At 71.5% G+C, this 23730-nt stretch carries 25 protein-coding genes, 1 tRNA gene and 2 pseudogenes; 17 read left to right on the forward strand and 11 right to left on the reverse strand.

What is annotated here, in order from left to right; genetic code table 11:
• Positions 1-14: 14 nt before the first annotated feature.
• A complete protein-coding gene (locus tag OG361_RS12350) occupies positions 15-1163 on the forward strand; it encodes a DUF2330 domain-containing protein (protein WP_405853370.1) in 1149 nt (382 codons plus the stop codon).
• Positions 1160-1843, forward strand: coding sequence for an O-methyltransferase (locus OG361_RS12355; protein ID WP_405853371.1), 684 nt, complete (start codon positions 1160-1162; stop codon positions 1841-1843). The genes OG361_RS12350 and OG361_RS12355 overlap by 4 nt, the downstream gene beginning before the upstream one ends.
• 37 nt (positions 1844-1880) lie before the next feature.
• On the opposite strand, the gene OG361_RS12360 is transcribed toward OG361_RS12355, so the two are convergent.
• Positions 1881-3059, reverse strand: a complete 1179-nt coding sequence (locus OG361_RS12360) for a serpin family protein (RefSeq protein WP_405853372.1) — start codon at positions 3057-3059, stop codon at positions 1881-1883.
• Positions 3060-3071: 12 nt separating this feature from the next.
• Here OG361_RS12360 and OG361_RS12365 point away from each other — a divergent pair, with 12 nt between their 5' ends.
• Positions 3072-3401 (forward strand): antibiotic biosynthesis monooxygenase family protein, encoded by a 330-nt coding sequence (locus OG361_RS12365; RefSeq protein ID WP_405853373.1) that lies wholly within the window; start codon positions 3072-3074, stop codon positions 3399-3401.
• Between the two features lie 29 nt (positions 3402-3430).
• Positions 3431-3916 (forward strand): GNAT family N-acetyltransferase, encoded by a 486-nt coding sequence (locus tag OG361_RS12370; RefSeq protein WP_405853374.1) that lies wholly within the window; start codon positions 3431-3433, stop codon positions 3914-3916.
• Between the two features lie 83 nt (positions 3917-3999).
• On the opposite strand, the gene OG361_RS12375 is transcribed toward OG361_RS12370, so the two are convergent.
• Together OG361_RS12375 and OG361_RS12380 are read right to left on the reverse strand one after the other, a co-directional pair.
• Positions 4000-4869, reverse strand: coding sequence for a hypothetical protein (locus tag OG361_RS12375; protein ID WP_405853375.1), 870 nt, complete (start codon positions 4867-4869; stop codon positions 4000-4002).
• Between the two features lie 114 nt (positions 4870-4983).
• Positions 4984-7059: a DHA2 family efflux MFS transporter permease subunit gene (locus OG361_RS12380; RefSeq protein ID WP_405853376.1), complete on the reverse strand. Its 2076-nt coding sequence runs from the start codon at positions 7057-7059 to the stop codon at positions 4984-4986.
• Between the two features lie 265 nt (positions 7060-7324).
• Here OG361_RS12380 and OG361_RS12385 point away from each other — a divergent pair, with 265 nt between their 5' ends.
• Complete coding sequence (locus tag OG361_RS12385; RefSeq protein WP_405853377.1) at positions 7325-8503, forward strand: peptidoglycan-binding protein; 1179 nt, start codon at positions 7325-7327, stop codon at positions 8501-8503.
• Between the two features lie 209 nt (positions 8504-8712).
• Entirely contained in the window at positions 8713-9381 is a 669-nt protein-coding gene (locus OG361_RS12390) for an HAD-IA family hydrolase (RefSeq protein WP_405853378.1), read from the forward strand.
• A gap of 50 nt (positions 9382-9431) precedes the next feature.
• On the opposite strand, the gene OG361_RS12395 is transcribed toward OG361_RS12390, so the two are convergent.
• Positions 9432-10217, reverse strand: a complete 786-nt coding sequence (locus OG361_RS12395; protein ID WP_405853379.1) for an ABC transporter permease — start codon at positions 10215-10217, stop codon at positions 9432-9434.
• Between the two features lie 221 nt (positions 10218-10438).
• Here OG361_RS12395 and OG361_RS12400 point away from each other — a divergent pair, with 221 nt between their 5' ends.
• The 3 genes from OG361_RS12400 (at position 10439) to OG361_RS12410 (ending at position 12670) form a co-directional block, all read left to right on the forward strand.
• Complete coding sequence (locus tag OG361_RS12400) at positions 10439-11089, forward strand: HNH endonuclease family protein (protein WP_384561933.1); 651 nt, start codon at positions 10439-10441, stop codon at positions 11087-11089.
• Positions 11090-11274: 185 nt separating this feature from the next.
• Positions 11275-11778 (forward strand): DoxX family protein, encoded by a 504-nt coding sequence (locus OG361_RS12405; protein ID WP_405853380.1) that lies wholly within the window; start codon positions 11275-11277, stop codon positions 11776-11778.
• A 262-nt stretch (positions 11779-12040) separates the two neighbouring features.
• Entirely contained in the window at positions 12041-12670 is a 630-nt protein-coding gene (locus OG361_RS12410; protein ID WP_384561927.1) for a DedA family protein, read from the forward strand.
• On the opposite strand, the gene OG361_RS12415 is transcribed toward OG361_RS12410, so the two are convergent.
• Both OG361_RS12415 and OG361_RS12420 read right to left on the reverse strand, forming a co-directional pair.
• A complete protein-coding gene (locus OG361_RS12415) occupies positions 12630-12890 on the reverse strand; it encodes a DUF2277 domain-containing protein (RefSeq protein ID WP_405853381.1) in 261 nt (86 codons plus the stop codon). The genes OG361_RS12410 and OG361_RS12415 overlap by 41 nt on opposite strands.
• 80 nt (positions 12891-12970) lie before the next feature.
• Entirely contained in the window at positions 12971-13195 is a 225-nt protein-coding gene (locus OG361_RS12420) for a hypothetical protein (RefSeq protein ID WP_405853382.1), read from the reverse strand.
• A gap of 188 nt (positions 13196-13383) precedes the next feature.
• Between OG361_RS12420 and OG361_RS12425 the strand changes: the two genes are divergently transcribed.
• The gene (locus tag OG361_RS12425) at positions 13384-14142 is read left to right on the forward strand and encodes a GntR family transcriptional regulator (RefSeq protein ID WP_405853383.1); all 759 of its coding nucleotides are present in this window, start codon (positions 13384-13386) and stop codon (positions 14140-14142) included.
• On the opposite strand, the gene OG361_RS12430 is transcribed toward OG361_RS12425, so the two are convergent.
• Both OG361_RS12430 and OG361_RS12435 read right to left on the reverse strand, forming a co-directional pair.
• Complete coding sequence (locus tag OG361_RS12430; RefSeq protein WP_405853384.1) at positions 14084-14893, reverse strand: MBL fold metallo-hydrolase; 810 nt, start codon at positions 14891-14893, stop codon at positions 14084-14086. The two genes, OG361_RS12425 and OG361_RS12430, sit on opposite strands and share 59 nt — an antisense overlap.
• 312 nt (positions 14894-15205) lie before the next feature.
• Complete coding sequence (locus tag OG361_RS12435; RefSeq protein ID WP_405853385.1) at positions 15206-15739, reverse strand: DUF4231 domain-containing protein; 534 nt, start codon at positions 15737-15739, stop codon at positions 15206-15208.
• A 223-nt stretch (positions 15740-15962) separates the two neighbouring features.
• Here OG361_RS12435 and OG361_RS12440 point away from each other — a divergent pair, with 223 nt between their 5' ends.
• The 3 genes from OG361_RS12440 (at position 15963) to OG361_RS12450 (ending at position 18003) form a co-directional block, all read left to right on the forward strand.
• Complete coding sequence (locus tag OG361_RS12440; protein ID WP_405853386.1) at positions 15963-16307, forward strand: hypothetical protein; 345 nt, start codon at positions 15963-15965, stop codon at positions 16305-16307.
• Between the two features lie 166 nt (positions 16308-16473).
• A complete protein-coding gene (locus OG361_RS12445) occupies positions 16474-16872 on the forward strand; it encodes a hypothetical protein (RefSeq protein ID WP_405853387.1) in 399 nt (132 codons plus the stop codon).
• 636 nt (positions 16873-17508) lie between these two features.
• Positions 17509-18003, forward strand: a complete 495-nt coding sequence (locus tag OG361_RS12450; RefSeq protein WP_405853388.1) for a hypothetical protein — start codon at positions 17509-17511, stop codon at positions 18001-18003.
• 317 nt (positions 18004-18320) lie between these two features.
• Here the strand turns inward: OG361_RS12450 and OG361_RS12455 are convergent, their stop codons facing one another.
• Positions 18321-18827 carry a hypothetical protein gene (locus OG361_RS12455; RefSeq protein WP_405853389.1) on the reverse strand — a complete coding sequence of 169 codons (507 nt, stop codon included), beginning with the start codon at positions 18825-18827 and terminating at the stop codon, positions 18321-18323.
• 34 nt (positions 18828-18861) lie between these two features.
• A pseudogene (locus OG361_RS12460) lies at positions 18862-19293 on the reverse strand (UTRA domain-containing protein); the annotation flags it as partial.
• A 1220-nt stretch (positions 19294-20513) separates the two neighbouring features.
• Here OG361_RS12460 and OG361_RS12465 point away from each other — a divergent pair.
• Positions 20514-20633 (forward strand): annotated as a pseudogene (locus tag OG361_RS12465) (integrase); the annotation flags it as partial.
• A gap of 72 nt (positions 20634-20705) precedes the next feature.
• Here OG361_RS12465 and OG361_RS12470 read toward each other — a convergent pair.
• Positions 20706-20780 (reverse strand) — tRNA-Val (locus tag OG361_RS12470).
• Between the two features lie 214 nt (positions 20781-20994).
• Here OG361_RS12470 and OG361_RS12475 point away from each other — a divergent pair.
• The 3 genes from OG361_RS12475 to OG361_RS12485 all read left to right on the forward strand — a co-directional run bounded on the left by OG361_RS12475 (position 20995) and on the right by OG361_RS12485 (position 23660).
• On the forward strand, positions 20995-21762 hold the full coding sequence (locus OG361_RS12475; protein ID WP_405853390.1) for a DUF4097 family beta strand repeat-containing protein: 768 nt from the start codon (positions 20995-20997) through the stop codon (positions 21760-21762).
• A gap of 129 nt (positions 21763-21891) precedes the next feature.
• A complete protein-coding gene (locus OG361_RS12480; protein ID WP_405862208.1) occupies positions 21892-23217 on the forward strand; it encodes a hypothetical protein in 1326 nt (441 codons plus the stop codon).
• A 221-nt stretch (positions 23218-23438) separates the two neighbouring features.
• Positions 23439-23660 carry a zinc ribbon domain-containing protein gene (locus tag OG361_RS12485; RefSeq protein ID WP_405853391.1) on the forward strand — a complete coding sequence of 74 codons (222 nt, stop codon included), beginning with the start codon at positions 23439-23441 and terminating at the stop codon, positions 23658-23660.
• Positions 23661-23730 lie beyond the last annotated feature (70 nt).

Here is a 23730-nt window from a genome sequence, read left to right on the forward strand (position 1 = left end):
GCGTCCGACCCCACATGCGGGGGACACAGAGAAGAAGCCTGACCACCAGAATTCTGCGCACCAGGATTCTGCGCACCAGAATCCTGACCACCATCATCGCGCTGCTCGCGCTCCAGCTCGGCTCGCTCGTCGCACCGGCGTACGCCTGCGGCTGCGGCGCCATGATCCCGGACGCGGCCGAGCGCATCGGCGTCGACCGGGAGGAGTCGGCGGTCCGCTGGGACGGGAGCACCGAGACCGTCGTCATGCGCTTCCGCGTCCACGGGAACGCCAAGCGGGCCGCCTGGATCATGCCGGTGCCCAGCCGGGCCGACGTGTCCCTCGGCGACCCGGCGCTCTTCGACGAACTCGACCGGCTCACCGAGCCCGAGGAGCGCGACCGCTTCTACTTCTGGCCGCGTTCGGACGACTGGCCGTTCGCCGACGACGACATGGACGGGGCCGGCGCCGCCCCGCCCGGCGCGGGCGCCGGCGTCGGCGTCGTCGGCCGCGAACGGCTCGGCCCCTTCGACGTGGCCCGGCTGACCGCCACCGACCCCGGGGCCCTCGGCGACTGGCTGCGCACCAACGGCTTCGAGCTGCCCGAGCGGCTGACCGGCGCGCTCCAGCCGTACGTGGAGCGGAGCTGGGAGTACGTCGCGGTCCGCCTCGCACCCCAGGAGCAGGACGCCGTCCTCTCCGGCGAGCTCACCCCGCTGCGGATCGCCTTCGCCTCCCCCGAACTCGTCTACCCCATGCGGCTCTCGCGGCTCGCGAAGACCGCCCAGAGCCTCGGCCTGTACGTCCTCGCCGACCACCGGATGGAGCCCCGCTCCCCCATCGGCGGCGACCGCCCCGAGGTCACCTTCGCCGGCCGGATCGACCGGCCCGAGGGCGCGGTGGCCGCACTCGCGGGCGGCGGCCCGGTGCACCTGACGGTCCTGGAACAGGAGTTCCCGAACCCCGGACGCATCGACGACGACCACCACCTCCGGACGGTCGCGGACACCCCGTACCGCGAAGTCGTCTACACCGACCGACTGTTGACGATAGGCGGCGGAATCCCCGCATGGCTGGCGACCGTCGGCGGCGGCGCGCTGCTCGCGACGGCCGCGACGCTCCTCGCCGTACGGGCGTCGAGACGCCGCCGGGACCCCGCCCCCGGTGTACGTTCGGCCGTATGACGACCCCTCACTCGACGAACACCCACTGGAACGACGTCGACCACTACGTCACCGAGCTGCTCGCCCCGCCGGACGAGGCGCTGACCGCCGCGCTCGCCGCGTCCACGGCGGCCGGCCTGCCCGAGATCGCGGTCGCCCCGAACCAGGGAAAGCTGCTCCACCTGCTCGCCGCGACGCAGGGCGCCCGGAACATCCTGGAGATCGGCACCCTCGGCGGCTACAGCACGATCTGGCTGGCGCGCGCCCTGCCCGCCGACGGGCGGCTGATCACCCTGGAGTACGACCCCGCCCACGCGGACGTCGCCCGCGCCAACATCGCCCACGCCGGCCTCGACAAGATCGTCGAGGTCCGGACGGGTGCGGCCCTGGACAGCCTGCCGCAGCTGGAGGCGGAGGGCGTGGGCCCCTTCGACCTGGTCTTCATCGACGCGGACAAGGTCAACAACCCGCGGTACGTGGAGTGGGCGCTGAAGCTCTCCCGCCCGGGCACCGTGATCGTCGTCGACAACGTGGTGCGCGGCGGAAGGATCACCACCGAGCACCCGGACGACCCGGCCGTCACCGGCACCCGCGAGATGTTCGAACTGGTGGCGCGCGAACCCCGACTGGACGCGACCGCGCTCCAGACGGTCGGCACGAAGGGCTACGACGGCCTGCTGCTGGCCCGCGTGGTGGCCTAGGCCCCCGGCTCAGGCCCCCGGGCTCAGGCCTACGGTCTCAGACCACCGGCTCAGGCCCCGGCGCGCTCTGCCGCCACCCCACGAACAACGGCACCTCGCCCGCCCCGTCGAGGACGACGACCCCGAAGGGCCGGTCGAAGGCGATCCGCTCCACCACCTGCGGGCGGGGCGCGGCCGCGCTGCGGGTCATCGTCACCTGGGTGACGGCCGCCGCCTCGACCCCCTCCTCGGCGACCTCGACCACCACCTCCTGCAGGACCTTGTCGATGTAGAGGTCCGCGTCCGAGATCCCCGAGAAGTCGGCCCCGGGCCGCAGGGCGAGCCCGACCCCGAGCGCGTCGAGATGCGGACGGACGTCGGTCTTCGTGCGGAGCGTGAAGCGCGGCAGGGCGAGGTCGGCCGAGTCGGCCACGAGCGGGGTCCGTTCGCCGGCAGCGGCCCAGGCGGCGGGCAGCACGTCGACGGGCCCGGCCCCCTCCGCCCCCAGCACGAACCGCACCCGAGCACCCCCGTCACCGTCACCGTCCCCGCCGCACGGCAGCTCGACAACGACGACCCCGCCCACGTACCAGACCCACCCGGCGGGAATCCGCTGCCGCATGGTCGGTACGGGCCGGGTGTCGCCGTGCCCGTCGGTGAACGGCTCGTCCCGGGTGAGGTGCCCGGGGAAGGCGGTCAGCCAGGAGGCCTTCAGGGCCAGGACGCTGAGCAGGACGAGGTCCTCGGACCCGTCCAGATCGAGGGGCAGCCGCGCGATCCGGCCGCCGGTGGCCCGCCGCACCCATGCGTCGAGCTCTTCCTGGGCGTCGGGGATCTCGCCCCACGACATGTCGTCCGTCGCTCCGAGGACCTCGTCGGGCAAGGCGAGGTAGGCGGCACCGGGCAGCACCCCGAACCGGACACCGGGCAGCCCGCGCCGGAAGCCCTCTCGCACGGGCACCGTGCTCCACACCCCGGTCGCAGCCGCGACCCCGTCCGTCCCCCCGAGCCACCGCTCTGCCCCGGTCACGGCCCCGGCCGCCGCCTCCCCCTCGACCCCGAGCAGCCCCGCCAGCTCCTCCCCGGTCCGCCCCCGCGCCCCGGAGGCCACGGCCCCGAGCGCCAGCCACAACCCGAGGGGCGACACGACGAAGTCACCGCCCCCGAGACGGGACAACCAGCGCGCGGCCAGCGTCTGTACCGTGTCCGCCCGGAGAGCGGTGGGACTCTGGGTCATATCCTGCCTTCCATGAGCATCGTGAAGATCAACGTCCTGACCGTTCCGGCCGAGCAGCGTGAGGTGCTGGAGCAGCGGTTCGCCTCTCGTGCCGGGGCCGTGGAGGGGTCCGACGGGTTCGAGTGGTTCGAGCTGCTGCGCCCGCTGGAGGGCACCGACCAGTACCTCGTCTACACCCGGTGGCGCAGCGAGGAGGACTTCCAAAACTGGATGAGCGGTTCCATGAAGGCCGCGCACCAGGGCGGCGGTGGCAGTGAGGGTGGCGAGCGGCCGAAGCCCGCCGCCTCCGGGTCCACCCTCTGGTCCTTCGAGGTCGTACAGCAGGCGTCGCCGAAGAACTGAGGTGCGCCCCAGGTCGTACGCGCCCCAGAATGACGCCCATGACCTGGACTTTCTCCCCCGAGCGCGTCGACACCCCGGACGCCACCGCCCTCCGCCGCGACTACTACGACGACGTCGCCAGCCGCTACTGGAAGCGACCGGCGACCGGGGCGGAGATCGACGAGGGGCTGACCAACGACGGGGTCGAGCTGCTCACCCCGCCGACCGGGCAGTTCCTCGTCGCGCGGTACGAGGGCAAGGCGGCTGGCTGTGGCGGGGTGCTGCTGCTCGACGGCGAGCGGGCCGAGCTGACCCGGGTCTTCCTGCGTCACGCCTTCCGCGGCCTGGGCGGGGCCGGGGCCCTGCTCGGCGATCTGGAGGACGCGGCGCGCGGCCTCGGCGCCCGCCGGATGGTCCTCAACACCCGCTTGGACCTGGTCGAGGCGCGCGCCCTGTACTCGCGGCACGGGTACGCGGAGATCCCGGCCTACTGCACGGGCCCGTACATGGACGTCTGGTACGGCAAGGAGCTCTGACCAGGGGTTCTCCGACGGGAGGTTCGCCGACCGGGGTTCCCTGACCAGGGGTTCCCTGACCGGGGGTTCTCCGGCCAGGGAATTCAGCGGCTCCAGACGACGACGTCGAAGACACCGCTCGTGTCGGAGGCCTGCCCGGTCAGTTCCTTCACCGTCAGCCGGGCGAGCCGGCCGTCGTTCGTGCGGGCGCAGACGACCAGGCCCGTCTTCATCTTCATGTCCGTCGAGGTTCCCAGGGTGTCGACGACACCGGCGCACTCCGCGTACGAGGGCGCCTTCGTCGAGTCCTTCCACACCAGCGCCTTGGTCTCACCCTCGGGCCGCAGCATGTGGGTGGTGCCGAACGGGTAGACGGAGAAGTCGTTCTCCTCGTTGATCTCGGACTCCACGGGGGGCGCGGAGTCCAGATCCTTGTCCTCCGTGTACGTGATCGCCAGGGCGCCCTGCCACTCGACCGTGCCGGCCGGCTTCGCGGGCGGGGCCGCGGTCGTGGGAGCCTGCGATTCCGGGGACCGCGAGGAGTCCTGGCTCGGCGGCTCGGACTCCGGGCTCCCCGACGAGTCCGAGGACGCGCCGTCGTCGCCCCCGGCCTCCTCCCCCTGCGTGGTGGCCGAGGTCTCCGGGCCCTGCGCGGCGGGCGGTGTGCGGCCTCCGTCGTTGTTGCTGCTCACCAGGTACGTACCGACGACGCCGATGACCGCCGCGACCAGAGTGGCTCCCGCGCCGATCCAGGCGCCTCGGTGCGAGGCCACGCGCGCCGGAGCGGTCGGCGCCACCGGCACGTACCCGCCCTGCCCGCCGTATCCGCCCTGCCCGCCGTACCCGGCCTGCCCGCCGTACGCTCCGGGCGCTCCGGGTGCTCCGGGTGCGTCGGGGCCGCCGTACCCTCCATGCGCGCCGTGGCCGCCGTACGTGTCGTGGCCGCCGTACCCGCGTGAATCCTCGCTGCTCATCCTGCCCGTCCCCCTGTGAAGCGATCTCGAAGGGGACAGCGTACTGAGGCCTTCTGAGTGATGGTCATACAGGGTTCGGCGGCGAAGAGTTGCGTCCCTGCGCCCGCTCGTTCGCTAGGCCTGGTGGTCGCGGGGCGGCTCGGGAGTGCGGGGCCGTTCCCCGTCGGAGCCGCACAGCTCGGCCGTCAGTTCCTCCACCAGTTGCACCAGGTCGGTGGGCCGGTCGGGCCCCCACCAGTCGCCGAGAAGTTCGGCGAGCGACTCCTCACGCGCCTCGGCCAGCTTCGTCGCCGCCTGTACGCCCTCCTCGGTGAGGATCAGCTGGACCCCCTCCCGGGCGGCCAGTCGCCGTTCCTCCACCTGCCGGGAGGCGTCCGTGATCGCCCGGAGCGGTACGGGAGTGGTCTCGGCGAGCCTGGCCGGTTCGACGGTGCCGTGGCGGCGGATCCTGAGCAGCAGCCAGCTCGCGGCGGGCAGCAGGTCGAGCCCCGCGCGGGCGGTGATCTTCTCGTAGATCTCCTTGCGGCCCTCGCGGGAGCCGAGGACGGAGAGCGCGCGGGCGCACTCGTCGTACGAGGAGCGTTCGACCGGGTTGGAGGCGAGGGTCTGGCTGGTGTCGGGCGCGGTGACCGAGCCGCGCAGCTTGTCCTCCTTGAGGAACCAGGCCACGACGAAGGCGACGAGGACGACCGGCGCCGCGTAGAGGAAGACGTCGGTGATGGACGTCGCGTACGCGTGCAGCACGGAGGGGCGCAGCTCGGACGGGAGTTCGGAGATGGCGCGCGGGTCGGCGGCGACCTGTTCGGGGCCGATGCCGGGAGGGATGTCCTGTCCGGCGCTCGCCGCGCTCGCGAAGACGTCGTCGAGTTTGTGGGTGAGCCGGTTGGTGAAGATGGTGCCGAAGACGGCGACGCCGAACGAGGCGCCGATGGAGCGGAAGAAGGTGGCTCCCGAGGTGGCGACGCCGAGGTCCTGGTAGGAGACGGCGTTCTGCACGACCAGGACGAGGACCTGCATGACGAGTCCGAGCCCGGCGCCGAAGACGAAGAAGTAGGCGCTCATCTCCCAGGTGGACGTGGTCTCCGTCAGCTCGTTGAGGAGGAGCAGTCCGAGCGCCGTGAGCGCCGTGCCGGCGATCGGGAAGACCTTCCAGCGGCCGGTGCGGGAGACGATCTGGCCGGAGGCGGTCGAGGTGATGAGCATGCCGAGGACCATGGGCAGCATGTGGACGCCGGACATGGTCGGGCTGACGCCCTGCACCACCTGGAGGAAGGTGGGGAGGTAGGTCATCGCGCCGAACATCGCGAAGCCGATGACGAAGCTGATGACCGAGACCAGGGTGAAGGTGCGGATCCGGAACAGCTTGAGGGGCAGGACGGGTTCGGCGGCCCGCCGCTCGACGTACACGAACCAGACGAGGAGTACGGCTCCGAGGACGGCGAGGCCGATGATCTGCGGCGAGCCCCAGGCCCAGGTGGTGCCGCCGAGGGAGGCCACCAGGACCAGGCAGGTGGCGACCGAGGCGATGAGGAAGGTGCCGAGGTAGTCGATGGCGTGCGGGGTGGAGCGCACCGGGATGTGGAGCACGGCGGCGATGACGAAGAGGGCGACGATCCCGATCGGCAGGTTGATGTAGAAGACCCAGCGCCAGGACAGGTGCTCGGTGAAGAGGCCGCCGAGCAGCGGGCCGAGGACGCTGGTGGCGCCGAAGACGGCGCCGAAGAGGCCCTGGTACTTGCCGCGCTCGCGCGGGGAGACGAGGTCGCCGACGATCGCCATCGACAGGACCATGAGACCGCCGCCGCCGAGGCCCTGCACCGCGCGGAAGGCGATGAGCTGCGGCATGTTCTGGGCGATGCCGCAGAGGGCGGAGCCGATGAGGAAGATGACGATGGCGGCCTGGAAGAGCTTCTTGCGGCCGTACTGGTCGCCGAGCTTGCCCCAGAGCGGGGTGGCCGCCGTGGACGCCAGCATGTAGGCGGTGACCACCCAGGAGAGGTGGTCCATGCCGCCGAGCTCGCTGACGATGGTCGGCAGGGCGGTGGAGACGATGGTCTGGTCGAGGGCGGCGAGCAGCATGCCGAGCAGGAGCGCGCCGATCGCGACGAGCACGGTGCGACGGCTCTGCCCCTCCCCCGGCACGGGGTCGTCGCCGCCGCCGAGCTGGGGCGGGCTCGTTTCCTGGGCCATGGGCGTCTCCTCGGGCCTCTGCTCTGACCTCTGCTCTGACCTCTACTCGGACCTCTGCTCGGACCTCTGCTCGGGCGTCTCCGTACGCGTCACCGCGGGCGTCTCCGCGCGTCACCGCGGGCGTCTGAGCGCGCCTCTCCTCGGACAGCTCCTCCATCCTGGTCCGGATGTCCGGATATGGCCTGCCGAAAGACACGGCCGTTCACCCGTCCAACAGGGGCGGGCTGCATAATCGCTCGCAGTTGTCTCGGGGAGGGGACCCATCATGACCGGACATGTCTGTCCTGAATGCGGTGTACACAGACCGGGCTGCGCCTGCGTCCGAGCGGAGATAGCGGCGGCCGAGGACTTCGATCCGCTGCGGATCAGGCCGTACGTGACGCTGGACGCGGCGGAGCACGCGGGCGAGGGGCTCGCGCCCGGCGCGGCGGGCCCGGCGGAGGACCCGCCGACGGCTCAGCTGGCGGCGATCCGGCCGGAGGGCGTGGGGGCGGGACCGGGAGCGCCTCCGCCGGGCGCGGACGCGGGCGCGGTTCCGGGGGCGTACGCGTCGCAGGAGTACGCGTCGCAGGAGTACACATCGGAGGAGTACGCCACCACCGCGTACCCCACCAGCGCGCACCCGGCGGGGTACGAGCCCGCGGGCTCGCACCCCGGCACGCACCCCGAAGGCGACCCCTCCGAGACGATGCCGCTGTTGCTGCACGGCATCGGCCGCATCGTCGAGCCCGGACACGACCGCGCGTACGACCGCGCGTACGACCGCTCGTCCGGCGCGGAGTCGGCGCGCGGACGCCGGCGCGGCCTGGTCGTCGCGGCGGTGGCAGCCGTGGCCGTGGCGGGCACCGCGGCCCTCGCGGCGGCGGTACTCGGCGGCGGGGACGACTCCGACGACCGGGCGGCCGTGCCCGAGGTGACCACGAGCGCGTCCCTGAACCTCGCCGTGTCGGAAGCTCCGTCGCCCTCGTCCGGGAGCCCGGAGCCGACCTCCTCCTCGCCGACCCCGCGCCGGACCTCCGCCTCCCCCACCTCCACCCCCTCCGCGAGCGGCACCACCGCGAGCCCCAGCCCGTCGGCGACGGGCTCGGCAGCCCCTCCCGCGGCCACCACCTCGGCCGCCCCAGCCGCCACCTCGACGACGGATCTCCCGTCCGGCCCGGCGACGGCGCCGACGACGGCCACCCCTTCCTCCCTGCCGCCCGGGGAGAGCGAGGAGGAGGCGGTCACGCTGAGCCTCGGCTCCAGCGGGTCCGAGGTGCGGGAGCTCCAGCGGCGGCTGGCCGCCCTGTGGATCTACCGCGGCAAATTCGACGGAAAGTACGACGAGGAGGTGTGGGAGGCGGTCGCCGTCTACCAGCAGTGGATCTATCCCCGGCAGGACCCGGAGGGCGTGTACGGCCCCTACACGCGCAGCCACCTGGAAGAGGCCACACCGGACACCTGAGCCCTGGGCGCCCGAGCCCGAGCCCGGAGCCGGTAGCCCGGGCGCGTGAGCCGCGACTCCCTGGGCGACCCGCGAGCCCGCCCGCCCCGGGACCGGTTGGCCAAGACGGCCCTCGGTTTTGTATCGTAGAAAAACAAAGTGGCCCCGCCCGTACTCCCTGACCGGCGGGCGGGACCGCTTCGTTCTCCGCACCCCTCTCTGGAGACCCGATGCCTGCCACCACCCCGGCACAGCTCACCGCCCGCGCCCTCCTCCTCGACATGGACGGCACGCTCGTCAACTCGGACGCCGTCGTCGAACGCTGCTGGCGACGCTGGGCGGAGCGGCAGGGGCTCGACGCGGACGCCGTCCTCAAGGTCGTCCACGGCCGCCAGGGGTACGCGACCATGGCCGTCCTCCTACCGGACCGACCGATGGAAGAGAACTACGCCGACAACCGGGTGATGCTCGCCGAGGAGACCGCCGACATCGACGGCGTCGTGCCCGTTCCCGGCGCCCCCGCCTTCATGGCCGCGATCGCCGAGCTGCCGTACGCCCTGGTCACCTCGGCCAACGAGGCCCTCGCCCGGGCCCGGATGGACACGGCCGGCCTCCCGATACCCGCGACCCGGGTCACCGCCGAGTGCGTCGGGGCCAGCAAGCCGGACCCCGAGGGCTTCCTCAAGGGCGCGGCGGAGCTGGGCTTCGACCCGGCGGACTGCGTCGTCTTCGAGGACTCCGAGGCAGGCATCCAGGCGGGCCGCGCGGCCGGCATGCGGATCGTGGGCGTGGGCCCGCGCGCGGCGGCCTTGGCCCCCGACCTCCACGTCGCCGACCTCACCCACCTGCGGGTCGAGGCCGCCGCCGACGGCACGATCACGCTCACCGCCCTGCCGTAGGGCTCATAGGCCCGCAGGACCCGCAGGACCCATAGGGCCCCCTCCCCGCATCACCGCCCGACCACAGGACCTGTGGAGCTCTCCACCGCATCCGCGCACGGCCGGGCGATCCGGCCGCGCGCGACCAGTTCCAGGGTGGTCGCGGCGGCCACCGCCTGCACCGCGAGCAGCGCGATGAGCACGAAGAGCTGGACGGCGCCCGCGTGCAGCGGTGAAGCACCGCCGAGAAGCATCCCCACGAAGGCCCCGGGCAGCGTGACGAGCCCCACCGTGCGGGTCTGGTCCATGCCGGGGAGCAGGGCGTCGGCCGCGGCCTTCCGCGCCACTTCGAGCCGGGCCTCCCGCTCGACGAGCCCGATCGCGAGACCCGCCTCCACCTCGCCCCGCCGCGTCTCCAGCTCGTCGAGCGCCCGCCGCCCGGCGAGGACGGTGGCCGTGAGGGCGCCACCGACGAGGATGCCGGTCACGGGCACGAGCGTGATCCCCTTCACCGGTACGAGCCCGGTGACGACGAGCGCGAGGACGACCGGCGCCACGGCGGCGGCGATCGGCACGCCCGCCCACCACCAGTCGCGCCCGGGCGCCGGCACCACCCGCCGGCCGGCCGTCCGTACCGCCACCGCGTACATCAGGAGCAGGAAGCAGAGCAGCAGCGGTACGGAGCGGACCACCCACCCGATCACGAGCGAGACGGCTACCAGCTGGACGGCGGCCCGCGCGCCGGCGAACAGGGTGTCGCGGGCCCGGCCGAGGTGCGCGAGGGCGACGACTCCGGCGGAGAGGGAGAGCAGGACGGCGAGTACCGCCCCAAAGGTGACGTTCACGTCCAGAAGCACACGGTCACAGTAGAGCGCTCCCGCAACGGGAGGGCACCTGGCGGAATCTGTCGCTCCATCAGTCCGCGTCACACCCCTTGATGTGACGTGCCCATGTCGCCACCCTGTTACCTGGCGCACCCCCCACGGAAACCTGGCGCCGCCACGATGACCGGGCCAGCGCCCGGCACCCCCGCGGGGACGGCACCCAGCCAAGGTCCCCCCACTTCAAGGGAGTTCACATGCCCGTCGGCATGATCTACGCGCGTCGACTCGCTGTACTGGCCACCTCCGCCGCCCTCACCGTCACCGGCCTCCTCGCCACGGCACCGGCCGCCCAGGCCGCCATGCCGACCCCGGTCAGCGCGGCCACCGCCCGCACCTACCTGGCCGCCCTCACCGTCAAGGCGGAAGGTTCCTCCTCCGGCTACAGCAGGGATCTGTTCCCGCACTGGATCACCCAGTCCGGGGCCTGCAACACCCGCGAGACCGTCCTCAAGCGCGACGGCGTGAACGTCGTCACCGACTCCAGCTGCGCCTCCGTCAGCGGCAGCTGGTACTCCCAGTACGACGGCGCCACCTGGACCGCCGCCTCCGACCTCGACATCGACCACGTCGTCGCCCTGTCCGAGGCCTGGCGCTCGGGCGCCAACGCGTGGACCACCTCGCAGCGCCAGGCCTTCGCGAACGACCTGACCCGACCCCAGCTCATAGCCGTCACCGACAACGTCAACCAGGCCAAGGGCGACCTGGACCCGGCGGAGTGGATGCCCTCCCGCACGGCGTACCGCTGCACGTACGCCCGGGCGTGGGTGCACGTGAAGTACCACTGGAACCTCAGCATCGACTCCGCGGAGAAGAGCGCCCTGCAGTCCGTCCTCAACGGCTGCTGACCACATCCCTCCTGAACCACCGTCATCACAGCGGCCCCGGGGAGTGAACCGCACCACACACTCCCCGGTGGCCGAATGTTGAACTTGCAAGTACTAGTGAGGGGTGCCTAACCTTACGGCCTCGTCGGTTTCCGTCCCCCATGCCCCGTTCCCCCACGGACGGGGTCAGGCCGAAGGAGTTCCCCATGAACAACAGCCCTGACAACAGCCCCGACAGCAGCCCGAACAGCCTCGCGGCCCGCCTGGACCAGGGCCGGCCCTACGCGCTCGGCCTCTTCCGGATCGTCGTCGGCCTCCTCTTCGCCTGCCACGGCGCCGCCTCGCTCTTCGGCGTCCTCGGCGGGGCGATGGGCGGCACCGTCCCGGCCGGCACCTGGCCGGGCTGGTACGCGGCCGTGATCCAGCTGGTCTGCGGCGTCCTGGTGCTGGCCGGAGTCGGCACCCGGAGCGCCGCGTTCCTCGCCTCGGGCTCGATGGCGTACGCGTACTTCAAGGTCCACCAGCCGGAGGCCCTCTTCCCGCTGCAGAACAGCGGTGAGAGCGCGGCCCTGTTCTGCTGGTGCTTCGCACTGCTCGTCTTCACCGGCCCCGGCGCACTGGCCCTCGACCGGCTCCTCGGGGCCAGGGGCGGCACGGCCGCGAAGGCCGGCGAGGAGCGCGAGAAGCAGGGCGCGCCGATAGCGGCCTGAACCAGACACCGGGCGCCCGGCACGAGACAGGCACCAGGAAGGCGCCAGGCGCCGCGCCGGACGCCGGACGCCGGGCGGGCGCCCTAGAGGAACGAGCCGGAAACCGCAGCACGGTTTCCGGCCTTTCCCGTACGCGGCACGGGGCACCACGCCCGCCCAACACCCTCCAGGCGCCCGCCCGGCCCCTTCCCGGCCCTCGCCCGGCCCTCGCCCGGCACCCGCCCGGCGGGGGCTCCCCCACCCCCGCGTAGGCTCTGGCCCTGTGAATCTGCTCGACAGCCTCGGCTCGCTGCGGTCGTTGACCGCCGGCCCGTGGATCTACCCGGTGGTGGCGGCGTCGATCCTGCTCGACGTCTTCCTGCCCGTACTGCCGAGCGGCTTCCTGGTGATCACCGCGGCCACGGCCGCGGCGACGGCCACCGCGGCCTCCCCCGACGTGCCGTCCGTCCTGCCCCTGCTCCTCTGCGCCGCCGGCGCCTCGGTGCTCGGCGACTTCCTGGCGTACCGCCTGGCACGACGGGGCGGCGCCAGGCTGGACCGGGCCATAGCCCGCTCCCGGCGCCTCTCCCTGGCGCAGGAACGTCTCGGCACGGCGCTGGCCAGGGGCGGCGGGCTGCTCGTGGTGCTCGCACGCTTCGCCCCGGCGGGCCGCTCCGTGGTCTCCCTCGGAGCGGGCGCGGCGAAGCGACGGATCAAGGACTTCCTGCCGTGGTCGGCGCTCGCGGGCGTGACCTGGGCGTCCTACAGCGTGGGGCTCGGCTGGCTGGGCGGCCAGTGGCTGGGCGCGACCTGGTTCAGCGCGGGGGTGTCGACCCTCGCGCTCTTCCTGGCGGGCGGCCTCGCCGCGTACCTCATACGGCGTCCGGCTGCGGCCCCCGCACCGGTCTCCTGACGTCGGGGTGCGCCCCGCGCACCTCCAGGCCGGCGAGGAGCTTCGCGGTGGCCTCCGTGATCTCGTCCACGGCCCGGTCGAAGACCTCGCGGTTGTGGGCGGCGGGAGCGCGGAAGCCGGAGACCTTGCGGACGTACTGCAGGGCGGCGGCGTGGAAGTCCTCCTCGGTCGCCTCCTCGGGCAGCGCGGGCGGTCGGAGCGTCTTGATGCTGCGGCACATACCTCCAGTGTGGCGCGCGCCACTGACAACCGCCCGAGACCCGGCAACCAGGCCCCCGTGCCTCGGCCCTGTCCGCCCCCTCAGGTCCCGAGGCCGCGTCTGCTGCGCGCGTTGATCTCGGCGGCGCGGGCCCGCAGCTCTCGCAGGGGCGTGGCGAGCTGTACGTCGGAGGGCTCGGCCTCCCACTCGGCACCACCGTGGACGGCCCGGATCAGGAAGCGCCCGGAGGCGCTCTTCACGTAGAAACCGACCCGCCCGGTGGCGGTGTCGCGGACGAGGTCACCGACCTCGGGCAGTGGCTGCACGCGTCCCCTCCGTCCCGAATCCTGAAGCCTGGGGACCACAAGAGAAGCCGGGAGACCCCGCCCTGTCAACGTATCTCTAGAGATGTCCCCCGATGGATGGATCGACCCGGCGGGACGGCGCACACGTGTGCACCCTGGCCCGGGGGTGCGCCGTAGGGTGTCCCGCAGATGAAGGGAGTGGTCCACCCGTGACTGACCAGGACAGTGCCCGCCGGCCCAAGTACCAGCGCATCGCCGATGAGTTGAGAACCGCGATCGAGACGGGCGCCTTCGCGCCGGGCGACCGGCTCCCCGGCGAGAACGACCTCATGACGACCTACGCCGTGGCCCGGATGACGGCCCGCCAGGCCCTGTCCGTCCTGCGCAACGAGGGTCTCGCCGAGGCCCGCAAGGGCGCCGGGGTCTTCGTCAGGGTCTTCCGCCCGCTGCGCCGCCGGGGCATCCCTCGCCTCTCCGGCGACCGCTGGGCCAGCGGCCGCTCGGTCTGGTCGGCCGACGTGGAGGACCGCTCCCTGGTCGTCGACCAGATCGAGGTGGCCGAGGCGGCGGCCGGCGCGCGGGTCGCGGGGGCGCTGAACCTCTCGCCGGGCGCGCCGGTCTGCGTCCGCAGCCGCCGCTTCGTCCTGGACACCAAGCCGGTGCTGCTCTCCGTCTCGTACCTCTCGGCGGAGCTGGTGCGCGGTACGCCGATCACCGAACCGGACACGGGCCCGGGCGGCACCTACGCCCGGCTGACCGAGCTGGGGCACCGGCCGGTGCGCTTCCGCGAGGAGATCCGCTGCCGGATGCCGACGGCGGACGAGTCCGACCGGCTCGCCCTGGAGTTCGGCACACCGGTGGTCCTCATCGGGCGCACGGCCTTCACCGGGCCCGGGGTCGCGGTGGAGCTCAACGAGATGACGCTCGACTCCTCGTCGTACGTCCTGGAGTACGACTTCGACGCGTGACCTCGAACCGCGCCCCGGGGTCGGCGTGGGCGACCTCGCCGGGGAATTCGGCGGCGGCCAGCGCGACGGCCTCGGCGGGCCCGACGCCGGACCCCACATGGGTCACGACGAGCCGCCCGGCTCCGGCCGCGGCGGCGCTCCGCCCGGCCTGTGCCGCGGAGTGATGCCCAGGTACCTCTCCGTCGGCCTCACAGACGAACAGGTCGCAGTCCCGGGCGAGTTCGACGAGGGAGGGGCAGGGCTCGCAGTCGCCCGAGTAGACGAGGGAGCGCCCTTCCTCGTCCTCGACGCGCAGCGCGAAGGCGTCCGGACCGGCATGGTCGACGGCCCGGGAGAGGAGGGTGAGCCCGCCGACGCGGGCGACGTGCCCGTCGTACAACTCCTGCACGGCGAAAGCCCGTTCGACGGGACTGCGGTCGGGCCCGTTGGTGAGGAACCCGGCGAGCCGGTCGGCGATCCCGGCCGGACCGAGGAGCGGCACCGGTACCTCGACCTCCAGCCCCGCGTACAGCAACCCGTAGTAGGCGGTGAGGAGATCGGCGCTGTGGTCGGCGTGGAGGTGGGAGATCCAGACGGCGTCGACGCCACCGAGGGCGACGTACCGCTGGAGCTCCGCGAGCGTCCCGGTCCCGGCGTCCACCCAGACGCGGACGCCGCCGCCTTCGACGAGATGGCCGGAGCAGGCGTTTCCGGGCCGGGGGAAGGGGGTGGCGGACCCGAGAACGGTGATCCGCAGTACGTCACTGACCATCCGGCAACCCTAATTCCCTCTCCCTCACCTGACCGAAACTTGTGCAGACGAAGTGAAGGACGTGCATATCCTGTGCGCTCGCCGGCCCCATCGGCGGGTGCCTGGCAGAGAACTGAGGGACATTCATACTTCGTGTACGCACGCTCGCGGCCGTGACCGCGGCCGCTGGACACGGCGACGCTGCGCAAGAGCAACGGCACGAGCGTCGACACCTGCTCGTACAACTCGACGCGGGTCGACTACAAGTGGTGCTGACCCCGCACCGCACCTGACGGACCGCGGGCCCCGACGACGCCGGGGCCCGCGGCCGCCTCAGGAACTCTCCGGCTCCTGCCGAGCGGCCGGGATCCCGTGCTGCTGCACATCGGCGTTGACCTGCCCGCCGAGCGTCATCACGTTCAGGGTCGCCGAGTTCTCGCCGGCGATGGCCCTCTCGACCCGGGCGACGAGCGCGGAGAAGGCCTCCCGCTTCGACAGACCGTGGTAGGGCCCCACCTTGGTCTCGAAGTAGACCCGCTCGTGCCCGAGCAACTGCTCGGTCGACCGGTAGTTCTTCCACTGCTCCCGGTACCGGTACACGCTCTCCAGCGACACGGCGGCGACGACCACGACGCTCAACACCGTGGCGGTGACCCGCGCGAACGCGAGATCCACGTTCACGAACACCGGCACGAGCGCCCCACCGACGACGGACACGGTCCGCATCCGCAGATGCATCGCCTTCATCCGGGTCGCCTTGGTGTCGTACCACTCCTGGTACTGCGCGAGCCTGGTCTCGATGTACCGCTGCGGCGTCATCTCACCGCTCTGCACCACGGATTCGGGCGCGTCCCCCACCTCAGCCATGCCCGGAGTACACCCGCCCGGTCAGGCCCACGTCAACTTTCCGCCACCGGACCCGACTACCGACCAAGCCCCTCCACCAGGTCGACGAACACCATTACGCCGAAGACGGCCACAGAGTCCTGGCAGGCTGAGTACGTGTCCGCCCGGAGATGAGCAGTCGCGCCCATGCCCGGTCGGCGCCCCGGACCCGACGATGGGGTCACCCCATGCGAAGGAGCCGGCCATGAACCCCGACACGTACGCGAAGCTCTACGGCCCCGGCCACCCGGCCCGCCCGGCGCCGCGCCGCCGTGAGACCGGCGTCGCCGTGGTGGCGGGCGTGCTGTGGGCGGTCGCCCTCTCGCTGCTCGGGTGTCTGGGGTTCCTGGCACTGTGGGCGGAGGCCGACAGCGGGCCGACCGAGGGGATCACGCTCCGCTGGGTGCCGATCTGCCTCGCCATCGCGGCCGTACCGATCGGCCTGCTCTGCACGCCGGCCGTCCGCCGCCTTTCCGTCCAGGCCCGCGCGCTCGTCACCGGTCTCGCGATCTGCGCGATCGCGGTCGGCCTTGTGGTCTGGGCGGCCTAGGACGTGTACCGCCGCTCACGAGACTGGTCCGGGCCCACATCGCCGACGTGGACATGAACAGGTCCAGGCCGCGGGACACGATGGCAAGCAGGAAAATGCCGACGGGGGCGGCGATGGAACGGCCTCAGTTGATGCGACTGCCGGCCGGTGACGACAGGGAGCACACATGGAACAAGCGTTGTACGTCCGGTTCCAGGGAACGGTTCGGCATTCACGAGGGCACTTTCCCGGCGTCTTCATTCTTGCCAATGAGCTCGCGGCACAGGGCAGGTTGACCGAGGAGCAGTATCGGTTCTGGAGGTCCAACAACGACTGGTACGACGCCAATTACACCAACCCGACCAGCATCGATCCGAAGGTGTACGACCCCAAGGTGCACCCAGGCGCTGTGGCCTGGTTCAAGGCGTCTGCCGAAGGTCTCATCAAGCGTGTGGACGGATACCTGGAGCTTCTCGCCGCGCACGGTGTCGAGTGCCGTCGCGTGGTGTCTTCGAACCCCGGCCGGGTCATCTACGAGGACGAGAACCAGATCGTGGTGGTGCCGGCAGGCAAATCGAGCGTCTGACCCACCCCACCCACCACTCCCCCCAACTCCCGTCCCGTCCGGCGCGAACGCTAGCGTGCAACCGCGAGGAAGAGCCGGCGGGACAAGCTGGGCACGCCGGCAACGCTCGCTCCGAACCGCACACCGCGCAGGTGCGTCTTGCTCGCCGAGGAATCCTCGCGACAATGGCCGGCCCGGGGCAGGGGAAGCCACAGCGCTCCCTGGAGGATGCGGGGGTGCCACCAACACCGCGGGGCGACGAACACTGATGCGGTAGGCGGTGAACTCGACCGTGGCCAGGATGCGTTGACAGCGGCCGAAGTCCAGCTTCCTCAGTTCTTGCTCAGAAGAACGCTCGTTTCTCCCTCACCCCCCCGCGAACACGGTTACGTTCTTCGCGCAGGGCTGCCTCACTGACCTAACAGGTGGCCTCACGATCAGTCTTGTTGTGGGGGAACTATGCGTTTTACATCTCGGGGGACTGTCGTCCCAGTACTCGCTCTGGCTCCGCCGAGTGGCTTGGCATCCTCGGCCCACGCTGCAAGCCAGGAAGCGGAGCCCGTGACCACTCCATCTCTGGTGCAGCTGCCGAAGGCATCGACCAACGGGGAGACCGGCTCACAGGCGTGCGACAGCCCTCGCCGCACAGACGAGCTCGTGACGACACTGCGCCGCAAGCCACTGACCGCGGCCGCAACCCTCGCTTTCGCATCTCTCCTCATGGCCGGCTGCACCGACGATGCGACACCGCCGCGCACTCCGTCGGCATCGGCAACGGGGAATCCGACGGGGGCGCAATCACCCCAAGGGGAAAGCGAGGAAGACCAGGGCAAGCGCGCCAAGGCCGCGCTGGAAACGGTCTCGCCGGATGACCCGGAGTTCGTGGAATCCGGACTGGAGCGGGCTCGGGATGGTGTGCACAGTCTCTCCCCGCTCAAGAAGGGCAAGACCTACAAGCTCTCCGTGGCTTGCGTCGGCACAGGGACCGTGAAGGTCATCATCGCGGACAAGGCTCCGCAGTCCGTGCCGTGTGACGGAGTACCTGTAGGCAGGCGCGTCGAGAATGCGCCGGCACAATTGCCGATCGATATCAGCGCAGCGGCCGGCGCCACGGGCATGGTCGCTTGGCAGATCATCTCGATTCCTTCCTGAGAACGACACTTCGATGGGTCCTGCCCGCCCTCGGCAACCATGGACAGGGCCCGCCCGCTCGATCACCCGCGTCGCCAGGAATGCCGCCCTTCGCGCAGCCGTGGATGTCAGGTGGCATCCACAAGACACGGAGAAGCCCCCAACCATGATCGGTTGAGGGCTTCTCACTGGTGGGCGCGGACGGTTTCGAACCGCCGACATCTGCTTTGTAAGTTCGCTTGGGCCCACCGTCCAGAGCCCTCGACCGCACGTCACCACGCCGTCGGCGACCGCTTGACACCGCCCACGTCCGGGCTCGTTGATGTCAGCTGGTGATGTCAGGAATCGAGACTGCCCTGGCACTGCTCGCACTCGTCGTCTCGCTGGTGAAGTCGTCGAAGGTCTTGCAGCGCAGCGACAGGGAACGGGTACCGATGCCACTTCTCTATGTAGCCGGCCTCGCCATGGAGGCTGAGTACAGCCTGGGCAGCTTCCATGACTGCGTGGCTGAACACACGGCGGGGTTGCGTGGAGCTCCAGGACAGGGTGCCCTCCCCGTCAGGTGCGTCCCAGCTCGTGCTCACGTCCGGGAAAGAGTAGATGGCGATGTACACGTCTGCCCCACGGCGCTGGAGCCGCCACCTCACCTCGACCGGTTCGAGGTCGAAGGAAACCCGCTGCACGGACGAAGTCCCGTACAGACCCGCCACCCCGAACAGCAAGTCGGCCAAAGCGTCCGTGCAGTAGCTGACGATGTACTTCTGCTCCGCAGCAGTGTCGGCGATTCGACACGCGGCCCATCCAGATCCGCCCAGTTCCCAGCTGAACTGAAGATCACTCGTCACGCCCACCCCCTCCCATGTCGACTGGCGCTGCCTGTCAACGGCTGACCGGAACCTCATAGACGATCTCGCACAAAGCGGCGGGCACGACGATGTCCGCCGTCTCCACGGGCCGCCCCTGTTCGCTGTAGTACGTTCGCCGGATGTGCGTGACGAGGGAGGCCTTCTGAATCCCTAGGAGCGACGCATCCTCGGCGGTGGCCTGCCGCGGCTCCGGCTGCTCCACTGCGTGGCTGACCATGATGCCGATCTCGGCCATGCGATTCGCGACGCCCACCCCGACGTGCGGCCCTCCCTCGGGAAGGACGACGACGGTGCCGGCCGTGAGGTCGTACGGCTCCCAGCTCGTAGACAGCTGTACGGGCCGACCGTCGGCGAGGAACTCGTACACGGTGCGGACGCACAGGTCCCCTTCGGCGATACCGAGACGTGCCGCGATTTCCGCCGGCGCCGGGACCTTGGCCTCGGTCACCACCCGCGAAGGAGACGATGGGGGCCCTCAACTGCCGGCGGCAACGTTCGTGGCTCCGCATGCCATGTCACGGTTTCGGTGCTTGAAGGCCTGCTTGGCTTCTCATCAACCCGATCCGTCGGGCCTGCGGCCGGCGGCCGGAGCGGGGCGGAGACAGGAGCGGCGGCCGGACGACGGGCCGCACGCGGCGGGCGCCTTGAGGTATTTACTGCTTCAACTTGCCGCCATCGGTTGGCCGTTACCTTGATGCGACCGTTTTGCGGGTATACGATTGCAATTGAGTCAGTTTCCTGAGGCGGTGTCCCACCGGTGATGAAAGCCCTCAGAGTCGGCGTGGCGCGCCGGCCCGGCCAGGCGAGTCGGGTAGCTCCGAGGGAAGGTGGCTCCGATGTCTAGGAAGAGTAAGGACCGCGAGAGGGCGGACGTCAAGATACGAATGCACTTCGGTATCCGAATAAATACCCAGTTGGTGCTATTTGTTATCTCCCTCCTCGTTTTTGGTGGAATTCTTACCGTCGCCTAGTGCGGGAAATCGGGGATTCGGGGTCCTGCGAGGCCTCGGTCCCCTCGTCTCTGTGTCTGCGTCGAGGTTGGTGGAGCGGCTTTGGGGCGAGTGATCACGGCTCCGTAAGCTTCCGGCGCGTCGGGCAGTCTGTGGACCTGCCCGGTGAAGCACGACGCTGGGGCCATGATCTGCGAGGCTCGCGCCAAAGTGGCTGCTTCAAAGCCGTGGAGCCGGCCGCCTCAGCCGCAGAGGGGTCTCCCACCCATCAACCCGAGCATTGCGTACGGCCGGCGGTCGGGCTGGAGCGGGGCGGAGACAGGAGCGCAGGCCCGGACGACGGGCCGCGCGCGCCGCGCCGTGCGCGGCGGGTGCCTTGATGAAGTAGAGAAAGTCTTACCGCGCTTCCGGGCTTCGCTCGGCCTTGAACTCGCTCAGCAGGTCAAAGAACAGATCGATGCTTGCGCTGCCGGTTGCCTCCGCAGCCTTTGTGATCGCGATGGCCTATCCCAAGAGGCTGGCGTACGTACCCTCCGAGTCGCGGCCACAGCCACTCGGAGGGGCCCTCATGCTCGAAGTCCATCATTGCCTGGGGCCATAGATCTCGGATGCAACTCGGTAGCCGTACGCTTGGCGGCGGTCATGCGGACCTGCCCGAAATGTTGCGGCCGTCGTGGCTGCGGACGCGGGGGGGCGTTCCCGTCGACCGCGTCCGGGCCTAGGACACAGCCAGATCGCTGTCACGATGAACGTCTATGCGCACGTCGTCCAAGACACGCAACGCGAGGCCGTGAGCCACATGGACCGGCGGCTCAGGAGGCGTCCTCGGTCGTGAGTGACCGCTCCCGTTGGTGTCAGAAGTAGATGTCAAAGGCCCCTCGCCATGATCGGCGAGGGGCCTTTGCACTGGTGGGCGCGGACGGTTTCGAACCGCCGACATCTGCTTTGTAAGAGCAGCGCTCTACCCCTGAGCTACGCACCCGTGGAAGAGGCAACAGCCTACATGGCCGACGGGGTGGGGCCGAATCCGATTCTCCGGTGTGGTGGGTCGGGGGGAGAGGCTCCACGTCTCGGGCGTGGGGTGGGCCGGGGGGATAGCCCCACCTCTCGGACGGTGGGTCGCCGGATCGTGACCAGGGGTGATGGGCTCGTACCGTCGGGGGACCGCTCGTCATTCTCCTGGGGGTTCGATCGTCATGGCCGTACGCCACCCGTTCCGCGTGTTCCTCGCCGCCGGTGGGGCGCTCGTCGCCGCGCTCTCGCTCAGCGCCTGCGGCGTGGCCGACGCCGAGGAGGCTCCCGTCGAGAGGAAGACCTTCGCGTTCGACGGGGACTCGCTCACCATCGACTCCGACAACTCCAGGCTGGTGATCACGCCCGCCGACGTCGAGGACGTGCTCGTCGAGCGGCAGGTCGACGGGTGGGTGTTCATGGGGTCGGGGCCCGAGGCGCGCTGGAAGCTGGCCGACGGGCGGCTCACGCTGCGGGTGGACTGCGACGGCATCGCCTCCAGCTGCGGCGCCGTGCACCGGATCCAGGTGCCGCGCGACGTCGCCGTCACCGTTGCCGACGACAACGGCGACGTGACGGCCGAGGGCTTCACCACGCCGTTGAAGGTGCGGTCCGACAACGGCGACATCCGGGTGACCCGGAGCACCGCGGCCCTCGATCTCGGCAGTGAGAACGGCGACCTGACCGTCGAGGGCGGCACCACCGCCCCGGAGGTCCTCGCCCGCTCCGACAACGGGGACGTACGGATCACCCTCGGCGCCGTACCCCGCCGGGTCGACGTCGTCACCGACAACGGCGACGTCACGGTCACCCTGCCCACCGCCGAGTACGAGGCCACCGGCGCCAGCGACAACGGCGACGTCCGCGTCGACGTCCCGCGCCGCGACGGCAGCGAGCACACCGTGAGCGCCCGCAGCGACAACGGTGACGTCATCGTCCGAACCGCGAACTGACCGGCCCGTGTGTTCGTCCTTACCGGGTGGGAGAATGAACCCGGACCGGGCACGGCGGACACAGCACGGGAGAGGTACGTGGCGGCGATCGACAGGACACCCCCCAGAAGGGGCAGTGCGACGCCCAGGATTCCGTCCGCCTTCCGGCTGGCCCTCGCGCTGCCGCTGCTGGTCGGGGCGTTGCTGCCGCAGGCCTTCGCCGGAGGCGGTACGCGCCGCTGGTTCGGCGGGCGCGGAGAGGGCCAGCGCGCCGAGGCGCAGGCCGCCAAGGACGCCGCCGCCGCGGCCTTCTACGAGCTCGACACCGCCCAGCGCGGGCTCCGGATCTCCATCGAGACGCTCACCGCCGTCGACAGCTCCCCCGACACGCTCCGCGCGGTGGAGGGGTTCGAGGCCCTCGGCCGCCGTATCGACGAGGTGAGCCACCTCTACATCGGCGCCGTCGACGCCCACGACCTCGACCGCGACGAGCTCGACGCCGCCACCGCCGCCCGCGCCCGTACCGAGCTCACCCGAGCCAAGGAGGAGCTCGACCGGGTCAAGGGCGAACTCGAGCGCTTCGAGCAGGGCCTCACGCCGCTCCTCGACCGCGCCGAGACCCAGCTCGCCCGGCTCGCCCCCGCCGTCGAGCGGGCCCGCCAGGCGCTGCGCGGCGCGAGCACCGCCCTCGACGCCGTACGGGAGAGCGGGCTCCGCGCCGACGACCTCGCCCTGCGACTCGCCCGGCTCGGGCCCGAACTGACCCGGCTCAACGAAGGCGCCGGCCGCCACGGCGTCCCCGACACCCTCCAGCGCGCCGACCGCGTCCTGCGCGACGCCGAAGCCGTACGGGCCGAGGCCGAGCGGCTGCCGCAGCGCGCCGCCGAGATCGACCGGCGGCTCGTCTCCCTCCGCACCCGCACCGAGGCGCTCACCACCCGCTCCGGGGGCGTCGAGCCGGTCCTCTCCGAACTGCGGCGACGGTTCTCGGCGGACTGCTGGCAGGACCTCCAGCACGTGCCGGAGCAGGCCGCCGGCACGCTCCGGCAGGCCGAGGAGCGGCTCGCCGAGGCCGCGAAGGCCCGCGAGGAGCAGCGCTGGCCCGACGCGACCTCCCGGCTCTCCACCGTCCGCGCGCTCCTCGACTCGACCGACGAGGCCGTGTCGGCGGCCGGGGACCGGCTGCGCCGCCTGAACGCCGTCGCGAAGGACCCGAAGACGGAGATCGACCGGGCCCGGTTCGCCGTACGGGACGCCCAGCGGCTGGCGATGGCGGGCCGGAACACCCCCGACCCGCGCCACGCCCGGCCCCTCGACGAGGCCGTGGCCCGGCTCGACCGGGCCGTCGGCACCCTGGAGGGCCGCCACCCGGACTACTGGCACTTCCTGACCGAACTGGAGGGCGTCCGCACCTCAGCCGCCCGCGTCGTCGAACAGATCAGGGAAGATCGCGGCGCGGCGGCCACTGGGCATTGAGTCGGGGTGCGGGGTCGAGGGTGGGGTTGGGGTCGGGGTCGGGGTTTGGGTTGGGGTCGGGGGTGCGGACGGTGCCGCACGCGCGTAGGCCGATATGCCCGCGTGCCCGCAGGGGCCCTTGGCCTGTGAGCCGTGAGCCGTGGGCCGTGGGCCGTGGGCCGTGGGTCACTGAGCCCTCGTGGACACTGCCCCCGGTCCCGTCCCGCCGTTAGCCTGTCCCCATGCCTCGTTACGAATTCCGCTGCCGCACCTGCGGCGACACCTTCGAGCTCAGCCGTCCCATGGCCGAGTCCTCCGCTCCGGCCTCCTGCCCCGCCGGGCACGACGACACCGTGAAGCTGCTCTCGGCCGTGGCCGTCGGCGGCAGCAGCACCGCCGCCCCCGCGCAGGGCGCGAGCGGCGGCGGCGGTGGCGGTTGCTGTGGTGGGGGCTGCTGCGGCTGACCCTCCGGCACGTATCGGTACGGCCAAGGCGGCCTCCCCGGGCCGGGTAGCGGCCGGGGAGGCCCGCCGG

This window comes from Streptomyces sp. NBC_00090, from assembly GCF_045160815.1.
Classification (GTDB): domain Bacteria; phylum Actinomycetota; class Actinomycetes; order Streptomycetales; family Streptomycetaceae; genus Streptomyces.

Coding starts and splice junctions, on each gene's coding strand:
- OG361_RS12445 (WP_405853387.1), top strand. CDS start 16,474: ATGGAACAAGCGTTGTACGTCCGGTTCCAGGGAACGGTTCGGCATTCA.
- OG361_RS12475 (WP_405853390.1), top strand. CDS start 20,995: ATGGCCGTACGCCACCCGTTCCGCGTGTTCCTCGCCGCCGGTGGGGCG.
- OG361_RS12400 (WP_384561933.1), top strand. CDS start 10,439: ATGCCCGTCGGCATGATCTACGCGCGTCGACTCGCTGTACTGGCCACC.
- OG361_RS12435 (WP_405853385.1), bottom strand. CDS start 15,739: ATGGCTGAGGTGGGGGACGCGCCCGAATCCGTGGTGCAGAGCGGTGAG.
- OG361_RS12360 (WP_405853372.1), bottom strand. CDS start 3,059: ATGACCCAGAGTCCCACCGCTCTCCGGGCGGACACGGTACAGACGCTG.
- OG361_RS12380 (WP_405853376.1), bottom strand. CDS start 7,059: ATGGCCCAGGAAACGAGCCCGCCCCAGCTCGGCGGCGGCGACGACCCC.
- OG361_RS12375 (WP_405853375.1), bottom strand. CDS start 4,869: ATGAGCAGCGAGGATTCACGCGGGTACGGCGGCCACGACACGTACGGC.
- OG361_RS12365 (WP_405853373.1), top strand. CDS start 3,072: ATGAGCATCGTGAAGATCAACGTCCTGACCGTTCCGGCCGAGCAGCGT.
- OG361_RS12350 (WP_405853370.1), top strand. CDS start 15: ATGCGGGGGACACAGAGAAGAAGCCTGACCACCAGAATTCTGCGCACC.
- OG361_RS12405 (WP_405853380.1), top strand. CDS start 11,275: ATGAACAACAGCCCTGACAACAGCCCCGACAGCAGCCCGAACAGCCTC.
- OG361_RS12440 (WP_405853386.1), top strand. CDS start 15,963: ATGAACCCCGACACGTACGCGAAGCTCTACGGCCCCGGCCACCCGGCC.
- OG361_RS12390 (WP_405853378.1), top strand. CDS start 8,713: ATGCCTGCCACCACCCCGGCACAGCTCACCGCCCGCGCCCTCCTCCTC.
- OG361_RS12415 (WP_405853381.1), bottom strand. CDS start 12,890: ATGTGCCGCAGCATCAAGACGCTCCGACCGCCCGCGCTGCCCGAGGAG.
- OG361_RS12430 (WP_405853384.1), bottom strand. CDS start 14,893: ATGGTCAGTGACGTACTGCGGATCACCGTTCTCGGGTCCGCCACCCCC.
- OG361_RS12385 (WP_405853377.1), top strand. CDS start 7,325: ATGACCGGACATGTCTGTCCTGAATGCGGTGTACACAGACCGGGCTGC.
- OG361_RS12355 (WP_405853371.1), top strand. CDS start 1,160: ATGACGACCCCTCACTCGACGAACACCCACTGGAACGACGTCGACCAC.
- OG361_RS12370 (WP_405853374.1), top strand. CDS start 3,431: ATGACGCCCATGACCTGGACTTTCTCCCCCGAGCGCGTCGACACCCCG.
- OG361_RS12485 (WP_405853391.1), top strand. CDS start 23,439: ATGCCTCGTTACGAATTCCGCTGCCGCACCTGCGGCGACACCTTCGAG.